Source organism: Roseinatronobacter ekhonensis (genome assembly GCF_900499075.1).
Taxonomy (GTDB): Bacteria; Pseudomonadota; Alphaproteobacteria; order Rhodobacterales; family Rhodobacteraceae; genus Roseinatronobacter; species Roseinatronobacter ekhonensis.
Genome location: NZ_UIHC01000007.1, coordinates 23,823 through 40,769, shown reverse-complemented (window position 1 = coordinate 40,769; position 16,947 = coordinate 23,823). Strand labels below are relative to the sequence as shown.

Here is a 16,947-nt window from a genome sequence, read left to right as displayed (position 1 = left end):
CATGCCCGTTGATCTGACATCGCTGCGCGGCAAATCGGTTCTGATAACCGGGGCGAGCCGCGGAATCGGGGCTGCCGCTGTGCATGAATTTGTGCAGGCCGGTGCGAAAGTGGGCATGATCGCGCGCAGCGCCGACGCCCTTGACGCGCTGGCGCAGGAAACCGGGGCATTGGCCATCGGGTGCGATATGGCCGACTATGCCAATGTGGCACAGGCCGTGGCCCAGATGCGCGCGCAGTTCGGCGGGCTGGATGTCTTGATCAACAATGCGGGGGTTATCGACCCGATTGCGCCGTTGGCACAGGCCGATCCCGACGAATTCGGACGGCTGATCGACATCAACCTGAAAGGCGTGTTTCACGGTCTGCGCGCGGCCATGCCCGAAATGGCACCGGGCGGCACGATCATCACTGTCGGGTCCGGCGCTGCGTATAACCCGCTCGAAGGGTGGGGGGCCTATTGCAGTTCCAAGGCCGCCGCGTGGATGCTGACGCGGGTGGCGGCGGTGGAAGCGCCCGCGTTGCGCATCATGAGCCTGTCGCCCGGAACCGTGGCCACGGACATGCAGCGCACAATTCGCGACAGCGGCATCAACGCCGTCAGCCGGTTGGATTGGGACGCCCACATTCCGGCGGAATGGCCCGCACGCGCGCTGGCGTGGATGTGCACCGCCGATGCGGATGACTGGGTCGGGCGCGAGGTCTCGTTGCGCGACGAAAGCGTCCGCACCCGTTTGGGGCTGGGCGCATGATCGCGCTGGAGCAGACGCCGGATCTGTGGACCATAACCCTTGACCGCGCCGACAAGGCGAATTCACTGACCGAAGCGATGCTGGAAGAACTGTGCGCCATCACATCGCGCGATGATTTGCCAAATGCGCTTGTGCTGACCGGCGCGGGGCGCGTGTTCAGCGCCGGTGCCGATCTGGATGCGGCGCGCGCGGGGCTTGCGACCTCTCCCTTGTGGGAGCGGCTGTCGGGCCAAATCGCGGGCTTGCCGTGTCTGACCATCGCCGCGCTGAACGGCACATTGGCGGGCGGCGCGTTCGGTATGGCGCTGGCTTGCGATATTCGGCTGGCAGTGCCGGGGGCAAAGTTCTTCTACCCGGTGATGAAGCTTGGCTTTCTACCGCAACCCTCGGACCCTGCGCGGCTTTGTGCGCTGGTCGGGCCTGCCCGTGCAAAGATGATCCTGATGGCAGGCACCAAGATAGAGGCCGACGAAGCGTTGGCCTGGGGGCTGGTCGACCGCATCGCGGCGCCCGACAGCTTGCTCGACGATGCCCGCGCCTTGACCGCCGATTCCTGCGCCGCGACGCAAGCGCATGTGGCTGCGATCAAGCGACTTGTCGCACCCGAATAGGCTAGGCGGCTGCGCGATTTGCCGATAAACAGAACGTAATGCGACACCTGATCTCTCTTGCGACCCCGTTTGCGCTGGCCCTTGTGCTGGCGGTCGGGTCCGTGGGGTTTGCCGCGTCACACCAGACCGGCGCGGGGGCTGACAAATATGTCATCTGCACCGGATACGGGCTTGTCACCATCACGGTGGACGAGCACGGCAACCGCGTGGCAGAGGGCGTGCCGTGCCCGGACAGCATGGCCCTGTCAGGAGCCTTGCCGGTGGCGCTGCCGGTTGCGACGTTCCAGCGCATTACCGTCGCGCGCTTTGTTCCAAGCGGGTCGCAGCGTGTTGACTATAACCAGAATTCCGATGCATGGCGCGATGCCCGTGCGCCGCCTGTCCTCGTTTTTGGCTGATCTGACAAAATCAACGCAAAATCAAGGATATGACATGAAACGTTTTGCATTCGTGGCGGCAACCGCTGCACTTTTCGCCCTGCCTGCTTTGGCAGATACCATCACCATCAATGACGCCTATGCGCGCGTGGCATCACCCATGGCGCAGTCCGGCGCGGCCTTTATGGGCATTCAGAACACCGGCATGGAAGATGACCGGCTTGTGTCGGCTCGCTCTGACGTGGCGCAGCGGGTCGAGCTGCACACCCATATCGCAGATGGCGACGTGATGCGCATGGTCGAGGTTGAGGAAGGCTTCGAGATTCCGGCGGGTGACATGCATATGCTGGAACGCGGCGGCCACCATGTGATGTTCATGGGGTTGAACCGCAAGCTGGCCCATGGGGACGAGGTCGCGGTCACGCTGGTTTTTGAGAAAGCGGGCGAGATGGACGTGGTAATTCCCGTCGATCTGGAGCGCAATGACGTGACCGGCGAAATGGGCGGCATGAAAATGATGGATCATGGCGATGGCCACGGCCACAAGCATTGATGCAAAAAGGGCGCGGGGGTTTTCCCCGCGCCCGTTTGACCAACGGCCCATGTCGCGGCAATAGCGCCCGCCTCAGCGCCCTGCGCAGTATTGCTCGGCTGTTGAACCGAAGGCGCGATAGCGATCCCAAAACTCGTTGTCGCGGGCGCTTTTGGACATACGCACTTGCTGCGCGCGGTCCGGGTCTGAAAAGAAGCTGGCGGCCCGACGCTGTTCCGAACGTGTCAGCGCGGTTTGCGCAACACTGTCGATACAGCGGCACATCGCACGGGTGGCTTGTGCACGATCAGATCGCAGACACGCGTTTTCAATAGGGCCCGCGAAAGCGGATTGCGGCCCGACAAGGAACAACCCCGTCACCGCGGCGGATAGAATTTTCTTCATATGACCTCTGCCGATGTTGTGTCATGCGCTGCCGCCGATACTGATGACCGAAGGTAAATTTACTGACAACGCTGACTGCCTGACCACATAAGCATACCAGAAACGCCAATATTTTCTATTGAAAACGGCCTTTCGGGCATTCTGTCGCGGCTTCTCCGAAGGCTGGGCAGATGTTGCAGGCCGGTGGTTTTCTGCCACCAGCCCTAGCTGTATCAGGCTGGGCTTAGGCCGGCGTCATCGGCCCAAAGCTCGACCGCGGTGACAAAGGCCGCCCCTAGAATAACGAATCGCCCCTTCAGGACCGCATCGGGGCGAAAGCCTGCAATGGGCGCGGTCACACTGGCGTCAAATCGCTGGTTGGCAAGATCGACCGACAGGCACAGGTCGTGAAATCCGAGCATCTGTCGGCTGACCTGATATTGCGCCTTGTAGACAGCTTCCTTCGCGCTGAAGATCAGCTTGGCGAAATGGCCGCGCTGTGACGGCCCAAGGCTTGCCAGCCAGTGCATTTCGGACATCGTGCAAATCTCTGGCCACAGCGCGGATTCGAGCGGTGTGGCCGCTTCCATATCCAGCCCCAGCGCGCAGATATCTGGCGCATCGGTGACAACCGCCATGCAGTCGCGTCCGGTATGGGTAATGGACCCTGTCAGGCCTTTGGGCCAGACCGGCGCGCGGTCTTCGCCTTGCAGCACGGGGCGCGGAGGTTGGCCAAGGTCGCCCATCGCCTCTCGGGCAGCAGCGCGCCCTGCGCCGAATTCGCGCGCGCGGGCCGGGCTGACCTGTTCGACCGCCAAAACCTCGTCGCCGATCAGGCGGGGCATGGGCGCGGTGGGGTCGGCCCAAGCCATCGCGACAAAATCGCTGAACAAGGGGCGCGCGAATTCCGCGTATGAGAACCGTTGCTGTATCATTTGGTACCTGCCCTTCTGTCGCGCATCGCGCGGCGGCGTGCCATGGCGTCCATGCGGTCGGTTGGTGCTGCCGGTGTGTCCGCTGTCGGGTGCAAAGGCTGCACTGTTGCCGCAGGGGCGGGGCGTTGCTTTGCGTCCAGATGGCGCGCCAGATCGCCCAGCACCGGGAAGCGGAAAATATCGGTAATCGACAAGCCCGGCATGTTCAGCCGCGCGCGCAATTCGCGATGGGCCTGCACCGCCAGCAACGAATGGCCGCCAAGGTTGAAGAAATTATCCGACCCGGCCACTTGTGCGATGCCCAACACGTCTTGCCAGACCTGCGCGATGGTGGCTTGCGTGCCCTCGGCGGCAGGGGCCGCATCGGATGCGGGTTGCGTGGTTGCGGCGGGTGCCTGCGTCGGCGCGGGCAATGCCTTGCGGTCAATTTTCTTGTTCGGGGTCAGCGGCAAAGCTGCCATCGGCACGAAATGCGAAGGCAGCATATGCGCGGGCAGCCGGTCTGCAAGGCTGCTGCGCAGGTCGCCTGCAGGGGTGCCGGTGTAATAGGCCACAAGCCGCAGATCGCCGGGTTGGTCCTCGCGCGCGATGACCACCGATTGGGTAATCCCTGCCACCGCGTCGAGCGCGCTCTCGATCTCTCCCAGTTCGATGCGGTGCCCGCGTAGCTTGACCTGATTGTCCACGCGCCCAAGGAAATCAATGCCACCCGCAGGGTTGCGGCGCACCAGATCGCCCGTGCGGTAAAGCCGTCCTGCGCCGAATGGATTGGGGATGAAGCGGTCCGCCGTCATCTCTGCCCGGTTCCAGTAACCGCGCGTCACGCCGTCGCCGCCGATGTAAAGCTCGCCCTCGGTGCCCAGCGGTACGGGCCGTTGAGTCTCGTCCAGAACATGCAGGGACGTGTTGGCAATCGGCGCACCGATGCCGACCACGCCCGCATTACCACGGGTTGTCGTGCTGGACGACCAGATTGTCGTTTCCGTCGGCCCATACATGTTGCGAAGGGGCTGGCCAGTCAGGCCCGAAATCTCTTGTGCCAAAGCGCCCGGCAGCGCTTCGCCGCCGACCAGCACATTCGGTACGGTGGCCAGTGCCGCGCGTGCCTCGTCGCTCATGCACAGCATACGCGCCATGGACGGGGTGCATTGCAGATGCGTGACCTTGTGGCGCAGGATTTGCGCAGACAGCGAGAAGTCATCATCCGGCAGGTGCAGCCCGGCATTCGAGCGTTTGACCACTTCGGCCAGCGGGTAAAGCCCTTCCAGCACCTGTTCGGTGGCGATGCCGTAGTCGATCAGGCAGGCCACTTCATTGACGCCGATGGCTTTGAGTTGCTCCACCCGCTCAAGGCAATCCTCGACCGTGCCGAACAGCCCCGAATCCTCGAAATAACGGTTGAACGCGTAGTCCAGAATGCCCTCGACCTCGTCGTCGGACAGGGTGGACAGGTCGATATCCATCGGGTTCTTCGCGCCTTCGGGTTTCTTGAAAGCGGGGAAGGCCCAGGCATATTGCTTGACCAGCGCCGCCGCGGCCTTGAGGTAGCTTTTCATCGGGCCGCGCGCCACTTCGCGGGCGTGTTCACGGTCGCGGGCGACGAACGTGTGCAGCATCAGCGTGACGGTGTAATCCGCCGGATCGCGGCCGGTTTCGCGCAGTGCCTCGTGGTAGATCTTGATCTTGCCTTCCACCTCTGCGACCGACTGGCCCAGAAGGTGGGTCAGCACATGCGCGCCCAAGCGCCCGGCCTCGCGCCATGTCTCGGGGTTGCCCGCCGTGGTCAGCCAGATGTTCAATTCAGACGACACGGGGCGCGGCAGGGTCTGGATCGGCACCATGCCGTCGCCCTTGTCGAATTCCACCGTCTCGCCGCGCCACAGTTTGCGCAGGGTTTCCAGCGTTTCGAACATGGCCGCCTTGTTATTGGGCGGGCGGTTTTCGGGGCGAAGAACGAAATCCACCGGGTGCCAGCCCGACGCGATACCGATTCCGGTGCGCCCGTTGGTCAGGTTGTCGATCATGGCCCATTCTTCGGCAATGCGAATGGGCGAGTGCAGCGGTGCCACGCAAGAGCCTGCGCGCACGGCGATGTTCTGGGTTACGGCGGCCACAGCAGCCCCCGACACGGACGGGTTGGCGAAGGGACCGCCGAAAGCGTGGAAATGACGCTCCGGCGTCCAGACCGCGCAGAAGCCGTGGCTGTCGGCGAATTTCGCGCCCTCCAGCAAAAGGTGATATTTCTGAGGGCCTTGGCCGTCATCATTGCCCCAATACATGAGGCTGAAATCCATATGCCCTTCGGACACGCGGACGGGTCCCTTGGCGACCATGGCGCGATCCTCGTCGCCCATCAGCACCACCTTGAAGCCGCGCGCCAGCGTCCAGAACAGTTCCAGCACGGAAATGTCAAAGCTGAGCGACGTGACCGCCAGCCACACGCCCGGCGGGTCATGGCGGATGCAGTCATCCATACCGGCAAAGAAATTGGCGACGTTGCCGTGTTCGACCATCACGCCCTTGGGGGTGCCGGTCGAACCCGATGTATAGATCAGATAGGCCAGATTATCGGGCGTCACCGCGCTGTCGGGGTTTGTGTCGGGTGCGGCGTCCAGCCGCGTGTCGGTGTCCAGTTGCAGCATCTCGGCGCTGTGGTCCGGCAGCATGTCCAGCAATGCGTGCTCGGTCACAATAAATGGCGCTCCGGAATCACTCAGGTAATGCGCCAGCCGGTCCGCCGGATAGGCAGGGTCCAGCGGTACATAGGCGCCGCCCGCTTTCAGAATGCCCAGCGCGCCCACCAACAGGTTTGGCCCGCGTTTTGCGCAGAGTGCGACGGGCGTGTCGGGGCGCAAACCCATACCCAGCAGCACATGCGCCACGCGGTTGGCGCGGGCGTTCAACTCGGCATAGGTCAGGCTTTGGTTCTCAAAGCTCAGTGCCTCGGCATCGGGGGTTTTGGCCACCTGATGCTCGAACGCATGATGGATGCAGGCGCGGTCATAGGGCCGCGCCGTGTCATCCGCTTTGATGTCGGGCGCTGTAACCTGTGCGGCAAGCGGCATATCGGCCAGCTTCGGGGCCAACGCTTCGATGGTGGTTTTCAACGTCGCGGCCAGCTCTGCCGACAGGCAGGCGGGATCATAGCGCAGGGCGGGGCCGGACAGGTCCAGCACCAGTGCGGCATCGCTTGGGCTGCCATCGGTCACGGCCAGTTCCGGCGGCGCGATCGGGCCAAGCGACGGGTCGCGGGCTGGCAAGTCGCGGGCCAGCGCAGGGGCGTGGGCGGCACGTTTCATCTGGTTTTGCAGGCTGCTCAGCGGGCCGGTATCGTCCATCGACACCAGAAGCGGTGCCCAGCCCAACAAGAAATCGGGGGCTTGTGCCGCCAGTTCAGCGCCCGCACGGGTGACATGGGCCATGCGCAGCGCCGTGCGCCCGAACGCTGCGCCAAGGGCGGCGGCGAAGGCCGCGATGCTGGCATCCGTGGTGGCGCCACCCAGATCCAGAGGCAGCATTTCGCTTTCCGTGCCTTGGCCAAGACCAGGATCGCCCGCGCCGCGCAGCGCGTCGCGATAGGCAGGTTCGGCATTGGCAATCTGCACCAGAACGTCATGCAAGCGCGTATCCGGCGCGCCCAGCTTGTCGCCTGCAGCAACCAGAGCGGCAGGCATGACCGGCTTGCCTTGCTGGCAGATCAGGCCGAACAGGCGCAGTGCACCATCGGCGCACGCAACCGTCACGCTATCTTCGGACACGTCCAGAATGGTGCCTGCGGGCGCGTGGCCGTCGGCCATGTCGGCTTGGCCCACGCAAACCACCGTCTGACCCAAACGCAGCTTTGGTGTGGTCAGCGGGTTCCAGTAAGGGCCGTGATCCATGGCGCGCACAAGGCGCAGGATGTCGGTCGTGGTCTGGCGCGGGTCAATCTGGCCGCCCAATCCGGGCCGGTCGGCGCGTGTATGCACCGAGCGTGCAGTCATGTCCTGCGGCTGGCGGGCGAGTTGCCCCGCGGCCAGCATATCCAGAACCTGCGCAAAGCTGTCCAGACCTGCGCTAAAGCACTTCGTGTTCAGCGTCAGGGCGGTATCTTCGGGCGAAATATCAAATTCCGCACTGACCAGCACATCGCCGGTATCGACACCGTCCTCGATGACATGCCATGCGATGCCGTGTCGGGCCTCGCCCTCTAGCAGCGCCCAGACCGGCGCGTTCAGCCCGGCATGGCGCGGCAACGGGCCGTCATGAAAGTTGATTGCACCAAGCGCTGGCAGGTCCAGCACGTTGCGCGGCAGCATACGCAGCCCGGCGATGTTGAACAGCCAATCCGCCTGCAAACCCGCCAAACGCGCGGCAAGCCCGGCGCCGGGGGCGAGCACGTTCAGGCCAGCACCCGCCGCCCAGTCAGCCACGCGCGGGTTGTCTGTGACAACCGCACCAATACGGTGCCCGCGCGCCAAAAGCTGTGCGCCGCATTCTGCGGTGAGCGTTTCGTCGCCAATGAGGATGCTGTTAAACTGCGTCATACCAAACCCCTATCGGGCCGCTTCGCGTGCCCCTTTACTGCCCCGAGAGGCCGTCGCGCCCGGCATCAGGTATCTGATCGTGTGTGACATCAGATCGCGCAGAAAATGTGGCGCAATGCGGTCATCTTTGCGTTCGATCAGGCGTCGGACGGTCCAGATGCTGGCACCGGCCAGAAAGGCCAGTGTCGTCAGCAATACATACCCTCGCCCGCCGCGGTTAGAGAAATACAACAGGCGCGAGTCAAACCAGTAGCCCGGTTTGCGCGCCAGTCCCGTCACCCCGGTAGAGGCCCCGCCGACATGCACCACCCGGCTATCGGGCAGGTAGATCCCGTGCCAGCCCGCATCGGCCATCCGGTGGCATAGGTCTGTTTCCTCGAAATACAGAAAGAACCGTTCATCGAACAGGCCCACCCGGTCAAGCGCGCTCTGGCGAAACATCACGCTTGCGCCTGCGCACCAGTCCACCCGCGTGGGGTTTTGGGGGACGCCCATGGGCACGATATGTTTTCTGAGCACCCGAGAGACGAGGCCGGTATTGGCAGCGGTTTCGAACTCTGACCACGCCGAATGGAAGCGGAAGGCGGTGACATGGTCGCCCCCGTCCTCGCCGACAATATGGCTGCCCGCAAAGCTGCAATCGGGATGGGCTGTCAGGTAGTCGCGAAGCTGCGCAATGGCGTCGGGGTCGGGAAATGCGTCGGAATTCAGCAGGTAGACGAAATCGGGCTTGGACCCGTCGGCCATGCCAGCACGTATTCCGACATTGTTGCCCGCACCATACCCGCCATTCACGCCCGACTGGATGACCCGTGTGCGCGGCCAGCCGTGGGTGCCTGCGCGTAACTGCTCTTCTGACCCGTCATTGCTGTCATTGTCGACAATCACGATTTCCCCGGCCAACCTTTCCATCGCAACACGGGCGGCCTGCGCGGCGCGCAAGCACATCTCGGCAGTGCGGTAATTCAGGATTACCGTCAGGACACGCGCGCTCATTCCGCCGCCTCCTTGCAACACGGGCTGTCGGGCAGCAGGGTTTGCAGTTTGCCGGCCAGCACGCGGACATTGGGTTCCAGAACCATGCTGTCATGGTCGCCTGGCACTTCATACACCTCCAGCGCCGGGGCAAAGCCGGTCCAGTCATTGTCGGGGAAGACATATTCCCGCTCACGGCTGACCCAGTTGCCGCCTGTCACCTTCCAGTGGCGGTCCAGCGGCGGACGGAACAGCACCAGCCGCCCGTCCCACGGCTGCACGGTGTAGTCGGCCACGGCGCGGCGGAAGGCGGATTCGATCGCGGCATTGTGGAACGCGTCTTCGGTGTCAGTGGCCGGGCCTTCGGCCTTGCGGCGCTTCCACGCGCTGCGGGCCTGCCACCATTCCGACAGGTAGGACGGGCCTTTGCGCTTCAGTTCCGCCAGCTTTATCAAGGCTTTGTCGGGTGCAGTCAGTTCCGGGCGCACGGGCAACGGTGTGTCGAGCATGACAACCAGCTCGACCACCTCTCCGGCGGCTTCCAACTGGCGGGCCATTTCATAGGCCGTGATGCCCCCGCCAGAGAACCCGCCAAGGCTGTAGGGGCCATGCGGCTGCACTTGCCGGATCTCTGCGATATAGTCTGCGGCAGCGTCCTCTATACGGTCATGCGGGGCTTCGCCCCCGAACAACCCACGCGCCTGTAGCCCGTAGAATGGCCGGTCGCGACCCGCAAGCGTGGCAAGGTGGCGCAAGTTCAGCACATTGCCGAACATGCCCGCCACAAGGAAGAAGGGCGGCTTGGACCCGCCTTCGCCATCATGCATGGGAACAAGATGCTTGAAGCGGCGGCGCTTGGGCAGCTGCACCACATTGTCGGTGCCGGTGTCGTCCAGCGACGCGCCCGTTTGCTCTGCGATCATGGCGGCGCAGGCGGCGATGGTGGGCGCCTCGAACAGCACAGAGATGGGGAAATCCACCCCGTAGGCTTTCTTGACCTGCGCAAACAGGCGCACCGCGATCAGCGAATGGCCGCCAAGGTCGAAGAAACTGTCCTCGGCACCGATCCGGTCAATCCCGAGCAGGCTTTGCCAGATGCCGGTCAGCGTGCGTTCCACGTCATTGCGCGGGGCGATGTAGTCGGTGCCCAGATCGGGGCGCTCAAACCCGCCATCGGGTGTCGGGGCGCTGGCTTCGGCCGAGACTTGGGCGATCAGCGCCTTGGGGTCGATTGACGACACGATAATGGGCGAAACACCCAAGGCCAAGGCGCGCAGGAAGGCTTGCGCACCCTCTGCCGGTGTAATCCCCAGGGCCAACAAGTCGCGCAACCGCTCTTCTGCGGGCGAAAGGGTGGCGTTGGCGGTCGCGTCGCGCATGACTTCGGTGGCGCGGATCGGGGGCGCATCGGCAAAACTGCCATGTGCCAGCCGCTTGATGGTGAAGCGCGTGATCTCTGCCACCACGTCGCCTTGTGGCGTGGCCAGCGTAATGTCGAAGCTTGCGAACCCCGGATCGCTGTCGCGGCGCAGGCGGGCATGGCTGACAATGTGCTGCGGCAGATCGGCCCAGACCCGGACCGCGCCATAGGACAGGGGCACCCACAAATGCGCACCGCTATAGCCGGGGATCAGCCCCATGGCCCACCCGGTGGCAAGGTCCATCAACGCGGGGTGCAGGATATGGCCCGCGTCCAGATCGGCGGTGAACGCATCCGGCAGTGACAGATCTGCGATCCCCTCATCCGTGCCATAGGCGGTGCGGGTCAGCACGCGCCAACGCGGACCAAAGGCCAGATGCGCCTCTTGCGGGCTGGCAAGGCCGGACCCCTCTGTGACATCGGGGCAGCGTGCCGCGATGTCCGCGGGGGCAATTGGCGCCGGGCGGGTAATCCCGTCCAGCAGCGCGATTTGCGTTTGGGCGTTCAGCACGAACCCTTCGGACCCGCCATGCATGACATCGCTGCGCAGGGAAAATTCATACCCTTCGGGCGAGCGTTCCAGCGTGGCGCGCAGTTTGCGCGACGACCCGTCCGGCACGGTCAGCGCACGGAAGAAATACAAGTCACGCAATTCGAACGGGGCGGTTTCGCCTTGGGCCCGCAACGCCTGCGCCGCAAGGTCCAGATAGCCGGTGCCCGGCAGGATCGCAGCGCCGTCGCGGGTGCGGTGCTGGTCCACGATCCAGTTTTCAGACGAAAGTTGCGTGCTCAGACGCCGGTTTCCGGCCGGGTCGAACCCCATGTCGTCATAGAGAGGTTGGGCGCATGGGCTGGCGGGCGGTTTGGGCGCATGGCCCAGCCGCTCGGCCATTGCATCGGCGGCCATGCCTGCCTCTGCCCAGATGCCCCAGTCCAGCGCGATGACACGGGTTTTGCCACCGACCCGCGCGCGGGCAAAGGCATTCAGGTATTCGTTGGCGGCCACATAATCGACCTGCCCCACCGGCGCAGTCAGCGTGGAGGTGGACGAGAACAGCACCATCACCTGCAACGCCCCGTCGGGCAGCAGGCTGTCAAGCACGCGCAACCCGTGCAGCTTGGGTGCGAATACCTCTTCCACGTCGCCCGTGGATTTCGCCAACAGGGGCGCATCCGCAATATGCCCCGCCGCATGGATCAACCCGTAAGGTGTGCCATGCGATTTGGTCGCCGCCTTCAGGGCGTCGCGCATCTGGTCAATATTGCAGACATCCGCACCCGCGACATGAACATGCCCGCCAAGGGCTTCCAGCCGCTCTACGGCCAGCAGGCGGCGTGTGGTCGGGTCGGCGGGGCCGTGATGGGCCTTCCAGTCGTCCCAGTCGGCGCGGTCGGGCAGCGCCGTGCGGGCAATCAGCGTGATCTTTGCGTTGAAACGTGTGATCAGGTCTTCGGCCAAGGTCAGGCCAATGCCACCAAACCCGCCGGTTATGATCCAATGCGCGCCGTCAGGCATATCGGGCAGGGCATCCGGCAACGCGGCAGGGCGCAGAACCTGCCCATACCGCTTGCCTGCCCGCACAAGTGCAGTGCTGTTGGCGGGTGTTGCGCAAAGCTCTTCCAGCAGCGTGTCGGGCGCGGCACTTGCGTCAATGTCCAGCGTCGCGCAGGTCAGGCCCGCAATCTCGCGCGGGGCGACCCGGGCTGGACCGGCGATCATGGCCTTTTCGGGGTGGCGCAGGGCCTCACCCTCCAGTGCCTGCGCGCCATTCGTGAAAACGACCATATGCACGGGCTGCGGCAGCGTTTCGCTCTGCATCGCCTGCGCAAGGAACATCAGCGCGTAGAAGCCCTGTTCAATATTGCGGTGCAAAAAGCTGGAGCCGGGGCGGAACCGCTCGCGGCCCGTGACCAGCCAGAAATGTGCAATGCGCGTGGGCGCGGTGCCGCTGGCAATCAGATCGGCCAGCAGGCGGGCATAGGCTTCGCGCCCATGTTCCGGCGCAAGGGTAAAGGACGTGTCGGATTTGCGCGCATAGGTATCGCCCGCGCGGACCTCAATGACCTTGTGGCCCGCGCGACGAAGCCGGTCCATGACCGGGGCGGCGGTGCCGTCCTCGTCGGCAAAGACCAGCCATGTCTGCGGATCAGTGCCCAGATCGGTCGCCACGTCGATCTCGCAATCGGCATAGGCGGGTTTCCACGCGATCTTGCTGCCCCAGGCAGAGATATCATCCAGCCGGTCCAGCGCGGGGGCGCTGTCGGTCTGCACCGTGCCCGGCTCTATGAAATATCGCGCGCGCTGAAAGGCGTAGGTCGGCAATTCGACGCGGTGGCGTTTGGCGTCGCCCCAGATTTGCGCCCAATCAAAACTGCCGCCCAGCGCCCAGATGCGCGCCAGAACACCCAGATGATACAGGTCGTCCGCAATCTCTTCTTCCGGGTGGCGCAGGGCCGCCAGCACCTGTTGCCCCGGCACAGCGCCGTGCATGCGGGTCAGCGAAGACAGCGCCTTGCCCGGCCCCATTTCAAGGTAAATCCGGTTCGGGACGGTGCCAAGCGTGCCAACGCAATCGGCAAAGCGCACCGTGTTGCGCAGGTGTTGCACCCAATAGTCGGGGTCGGTGGCCTGCGCGTCGGTCAGCGCCTCTCCGGTGAAGTTCGAGATGATCGGCAGCCGCGGCGCATGCAGCGGAATGGACCGCAGATAGGCGCCGAATTCCGACAGGATCGGGTCCAGCATCCGGCTATGCGCGGCAATGTCGATGGCGATGCGGGTCGCGTCCACCTCATCTGCTGCCAGCTTGGCTTGCAGCCGGTCCAGCGCGGCTTGCGGGCCGGAAATGACGGTCAGTTCCGGCGCGTTGATGGATGCGATATCGTGGTCACCGTCCAGATAGGGTTGCAGCGCGTCCAGCGACAGGGGCACCGACAGCATACCGCCCGCAGGCACCGTGTCGAACAGCCGTCCGCGCAGGTGGACAAGGCCGATGCAATCTTCGAACGACATGACGCCCGCCAGACAGGCGGCGGCGTTCTCGCCCATCGAATGGCCGACCAGCACCTGCGGCTCCACGCCCCAGCCCATGAACATCTGCGCCAGCGCGTATTCGGTAATCATGATCAGTGGCAGTTGCACCGAGGGACGGGTAAGTTGGGCATTCGCCGCCGCCTCAGACCCTTTTTCGGGCAACCACAGCGCGCGGATGTCGTAATCCAGCTTGGGTTGCAAATGGTCCAGACCACGGTCCATCCATTCGGCAAAGACCGGCTCTGTTTCATAGAGCTCGCGCGCCATGCCCGCATATTGCGCGCCGCCGCCGGGGAACATGAACACCATGTCCGTGCGGTCCAGCGCGGTATGCGTGAACACGCGGCGCGGGTTGTCCTGGTCCAGCAGGTCGGCGCCCTCTGCATGCGTTTCGGCCACGACCACGCGGCGCTGGTCCAGCGCGGTGCGCCCTTCCTTCAAGGTAAAGGCCACATCGGCCAAGGGCTGGTCGGGATGGGTGCGCAGATGCGCGGCGAGGTTGTTCGCATTGGCTGCAAGCGCGGTTTTGGATTTTGCCGACAGTGTCAGGATCTGGAACGGCCAATCGCTGTCGTCAGACGCGCTGCGCGCGGGCGCTTCTTCCAGCACCACATGCGCGTTCGTTCCGCCCACGCCAAGCGAGTTCACGCCCGCGCGCAATGGCCCATCCGCTTGCCACGGGGTGAGCTGGTCATTCACCACGAAGGGCGAATGTTCGAAATCAATCGCGGGGTTCGGGGCCTCATACCCCAAGGACGGCGGCAATTCGCGGTGGTGCAGCGCTTGCGCGACCTTGATGATGCTGGCCACACCCGCCGCCGTGTCCAGATGCCCGATATTGGTTTTCACCGACCCGATGCGACAAAACCCGGTCTTGTCGCTGGCGAAGGCTTCGGTCAGCGCGGCAACCTCTATCGGGTCGCCCAAATAGGTGCCAGTGCCGTGGCACTCGACATAGGAAATGCTGTCGGACGCAACGCCTGCGATCTGGTGGGCATCCGCAATCGCGGCGGCCTGCCCTTCGACCGACGGGGCCAGATAGCCCGCCTTCTGCGCGCCGTCATTGTTGATGGCACTGCCCTTGACGACGGCGATGATCCGGTCGCCATCGGCCATGGCATCAGCCAGCCTGCGCAGCACCACCGCGCCCGCGCCCGACCCGAACACCGTCCCTTGGGCACGGTGGTCGAACGCGTGGCATTCGCCATCGGGCGACAGGATCTCGTTTTCCTTGTGCAGGTAGCCGCGCCCTTGCGGCAACTCGATGGTAACACCGCCCGCCAGCGCCATGTCGCATTCGCCCGTCAACAGCCCGTTGACCGCGTAATGCACTGCCACAAGCGAGGTCGAGCAGGCTGTCTGCACATTTACCGAAGGGCCGTGCAGGTCCAGAATATGGCTGACACGAGTGGTCAGGAAATCCTTGTCATTGCCGGTATGGCGCAGCAAAAACATGCCCACGTCATCGACCAGATGCGGGTTCGAGCACAGGTTGAAATAGAAATAGCTGCCCATGCCGCAGCCGGAAAACACGCCCACGGTGCCTTTTTCGCCGCGCGGCGGGTGGCCGGCGTTTTCAAACGCTTCCCACGCGACCTCTAGGAACTGGCGGTGCTGGGGGTCCAGAATGGCGGCTTCTTTCGGCGAAAAACCAAACAGGTCGGGGTCGAACTCTGCAAACCCGTCAAGCGGGGCGGCAAAGGGCACATAGTTTGGCTTGCGCAACATCGCGGCGGATTCGCCCGCGTCCAGCAATTCCTGCTCTGACAGGCGGCGGATGGACGACCGTCCGGCGCGCAGATTGTCCCAGAATTCCGCCACAGAGGATGCTCCGGGCAAATGTGCGGCCATGCCGATGATGGCAATGTCGTTTTCGCTGAAAATCTGCTCGTTACTCATAACATCTGGTCCTGTTCGGAATGTAGGGGCGCAGGTCTGCGTTTGGGTTGGGCGGTGGCCAGCAGCGTGCGGCGCGTGCCCAATGCCTGAAGTCTGTCCAGTTTTGCGGCATGGGCCCGGTTTGCCACCAATTCGGCGTGGCCCAGCAGCGCGCCCGCAAGCAGCCATGTGAAGGGAATAAGCGTGGCGTTCGGCAACAGGTCGACAAGGTTCGCACCAAGGATCAGCGCCAGCAACCCGACCTGACCGGGGATCTGGGCGTTGTCGACCTGACGATACCGCCACCACAGCGCAAAGATCGGCAGGCACAGCAGGCCGAATGTCGCGATATAGCCCAGCCAGCCCGACTGCCCGATGGTGATAATCCATTGCCCATCGGAAATGGTCAGCGCCTCGCCGGTTTCGGGATCATACACAAGATTGCGGCCCCAAGCGCCCCAGCCGAACAGCGGCTTGTCGGCGGCGCGTTCCAGCAAGATATCCTCGTTCGTGAAACGGTAGGCGAGAGATTCCGCGCGGTCGGGGCTTAGCCCTGCGATGAACCGCACCAGCGCCTCGGCCGGCACAACGCCGGAGCCGCGCAAAAGCGGATAGGCCAGTGCGGTCAGCGCCATCAGCGCTGCCATCCGCAACTGCATGCGCGGGCCGAAAAACAGCACCAGCGGCGCGACCACCAGTGTCAGGGCCAAAGGCCCGACGCTGCGGCACAATACCAACGAAATGCCCAGCCAGATCGCGATCACCACGGTGCGCGTGCGTTCTGCTGCATCGGCTTTCCGGGCCTGCAACAGCGCAGAGGTGAAGCACATCATTGCAAAGAATGCGACCCACAGCCCGTGCGGCATGAACACATAGGGACGGAACCCGCCAAAGCGGATCGCTTGGCCGTAATCATGCTGGATATAGCCGTAAAACAGCCGGTGAAGCTCCGGCCCGGTGATGTTCTCGATCAGCATGGGAACCGAATAGATCAGCCCGGCCACAACCAGTGCGCGCGGCACTTCTGCCAGCGCACGCTCATGCGCCAGCAGGCTGCGCGCCAGAAAGAAGGGCAGCATAAAGATGATCTGCGCGGCCACGACCGAGACGGAATCGTAGAGCCGCAGGCCGGGGATAGTGGCATTCGCGGGCGAAAAGATGCCCATCCACGTGGTGTGATCAGAAGTCACAAGCCCGAATTGCAGCGGTTCTGTATTGGTAAAGACGGTGAATGCGGGTGACAGGATGAACAGCATCAACAGTAACCGTGCCAGCAGGTTTTGCGGCACAACCGCAACCCGCGCCCGCACCAGCGCCAGACAGACCATAAAAGCCGTGACATTGGGGATAAGCACCTTGTCCAGATCGGGCAGCAGCGGCAGGTTTACCTGCGTCAGTTGCGGCAACAGCATGTAGCCGCCCAGGATGGACCAGATAAACGCGCGCTCCGGGGCCATGCGGCGGAACATGACCAGAATGGCCAGGGGCCATGTCAGAAGCACAAGATATGCAATGGCATTTCCCATG

10 protein-coding genes are annotated in these 16,947 nt (G+C 63.8%); 4 read left to right on the top strand and 6 right to left on the bottom strand.

What is annotated here, in order from left to right; genetic code table 11:
* The first annotated feature begins 1 nt into the window (after window position 1).
* Genes ROE7235_RS04985 through ROE7235_RS04970 form a run of 4 tightly spaced genes read left to right on the top strand, consistent with a single transcriptional unit; the run spans window position 2 to window position 2,292 of the window.
* The gene (locus ROE7235_RS04985) at window positions 2-751 is read left to right on the top strand and encodes an SDR family oxidoreductase (protein ID WP_121093576.1); all 750 of its coding nucleotides are present in this window, start codon (window positions 2-4) and stop codon (window positions 749-751) included.
* Entirely contained in the window at window positions 748-1,362 is a 615-nt protein-coding gene (locus tag ROE7235_RS04980; protein WP_121093575.1) for an enoyl-CoA hydratase/isomerase family protein, read from the top strand. The genes ROE7235_RS04985 and ROE7235_RS04980 overlap by 4 nt, the downstream gene beginning before the upstream one ends.
* A 38-nt stretch (window positions 1,363-1,400) precedes the next feature.
* Window positions 1,401-1,760 (top strand): hypothetical protein, encoded by a 360-nt coding sequence (locus ROE7235_RS04975; RefSeq protein ID WP_121093574.1) that lies wholly within the window; start codon window positions 1,401-1,403, stop codon window positions 1,758-1,760.
* Between the two features lie 34 nt (window positions 1,761-1,794).
* Window positions 1,795-2,292 carry a copper chaperone PCu(A)C gene (locus tag ROE7235_RS04970; RefSeq protein WP_121093660.1) on the top strand — a complete coding sequence of 166 codons (498 nt, stop codon included), beginning with the start codon at window positions 1,795-1,797 and terminating at the stop codon, window positions 2,290-2,292.
* A gap of 72 nt (window positions 2,293-2,364) precedes the next feature.
* Here ROE7235_RS04970 and ROE7235_RS04965 read toward each other — a convergent pair whose 3' ends face one another.
* The 6 genes from ROE7235_RS04965 to ROE7235_RS04940 all read right to left on the bottom strand — a co-directional run bounded on the left by ROE7235_RS04965 (window position 2,365) and on the right by ROE7235_RS04940 (window position 16,946).
* Window positions 2,365-2,676: a hypothetical protein gene (locus ROE7235_RS04965; protein WP_121093573.1), complete on the bottom strand. Its 312-nt coding sequence runs from the start codon at window positions 2,674-2,676 to the stop codon at window positions 2,365-2,367.
* Between the two features lie 212 nt (window positions 2,677-2,888).
* Complete coding sequence (locus ROE7235_RS04960; protein WP_121093572.1) at window positions 2,889-3,590, bottom strand: 4'-phosphopantetheinyl transferase family protein; 702 nt, start codon at window positions 3,588-3,590, stop codon at window positions 2,889-2,891.
* Window positions 3,587-8,116, bottom strand: coding sequence for a MupA/Atu3671 family FMN-dependent luciferase-like monooxygenase (locus ROE7235_RS04955; protein ID WP_121093571.1), 4,530 nt, complete (start codon window positions 8,114-8,116; stop codon window positions 3,587-3,589). Before ROE7235_RS04955 ends, ROE7235_RS04960 begins: the two co-directional genes overlap by 4 nt.
* 9 nt (window positions 8,117-8,125) lie before the next feature.
* Complete coding sequence (locus ROE7235_RS04950) at window positions 8,126-9,112, bottom strand: glycosyltransferase family 2 protein (protein WP_121093570.1); 987 nt, start codon at window positions 9,110-9,112, stop codon at window positions 8,126-8,128.
* Window positions 9,109-15,441: a type I polyketide synthase gene (locus ROE7235_RS04945; protein ID WP_121093569.1), complete on the bottom strand. Its 6,333-nt coding sequence runs from the start codon at window positions 15,439-15,441 to the stop codon at window positions 9,109-9,111. The genes ROE7235_RS04950 and ROE7235_RS04945 overlap by 4 nt, the downstream gene beginning before the upstream one ends.
* The gene (locus tag ROE7235_RS04940; RefSeq protein WP_183073331.1) at window positions 15,438-16,946 is read right to left on the bottom strand and encodes a hypothetical protein; all 1,509 of its coding nucleotides are present in this window, start codon (window positions 16,944-16,946) and stop codon (window positions 15,438-15,440) included. The genes ROE7235_RS04945 and ROE7235_RS04940 overlap by 4 nt, the downstream gene beginning before the upstream one ends.
* Between the last annotated feature and the right edge of the window lies 1 nt (window position 16,947).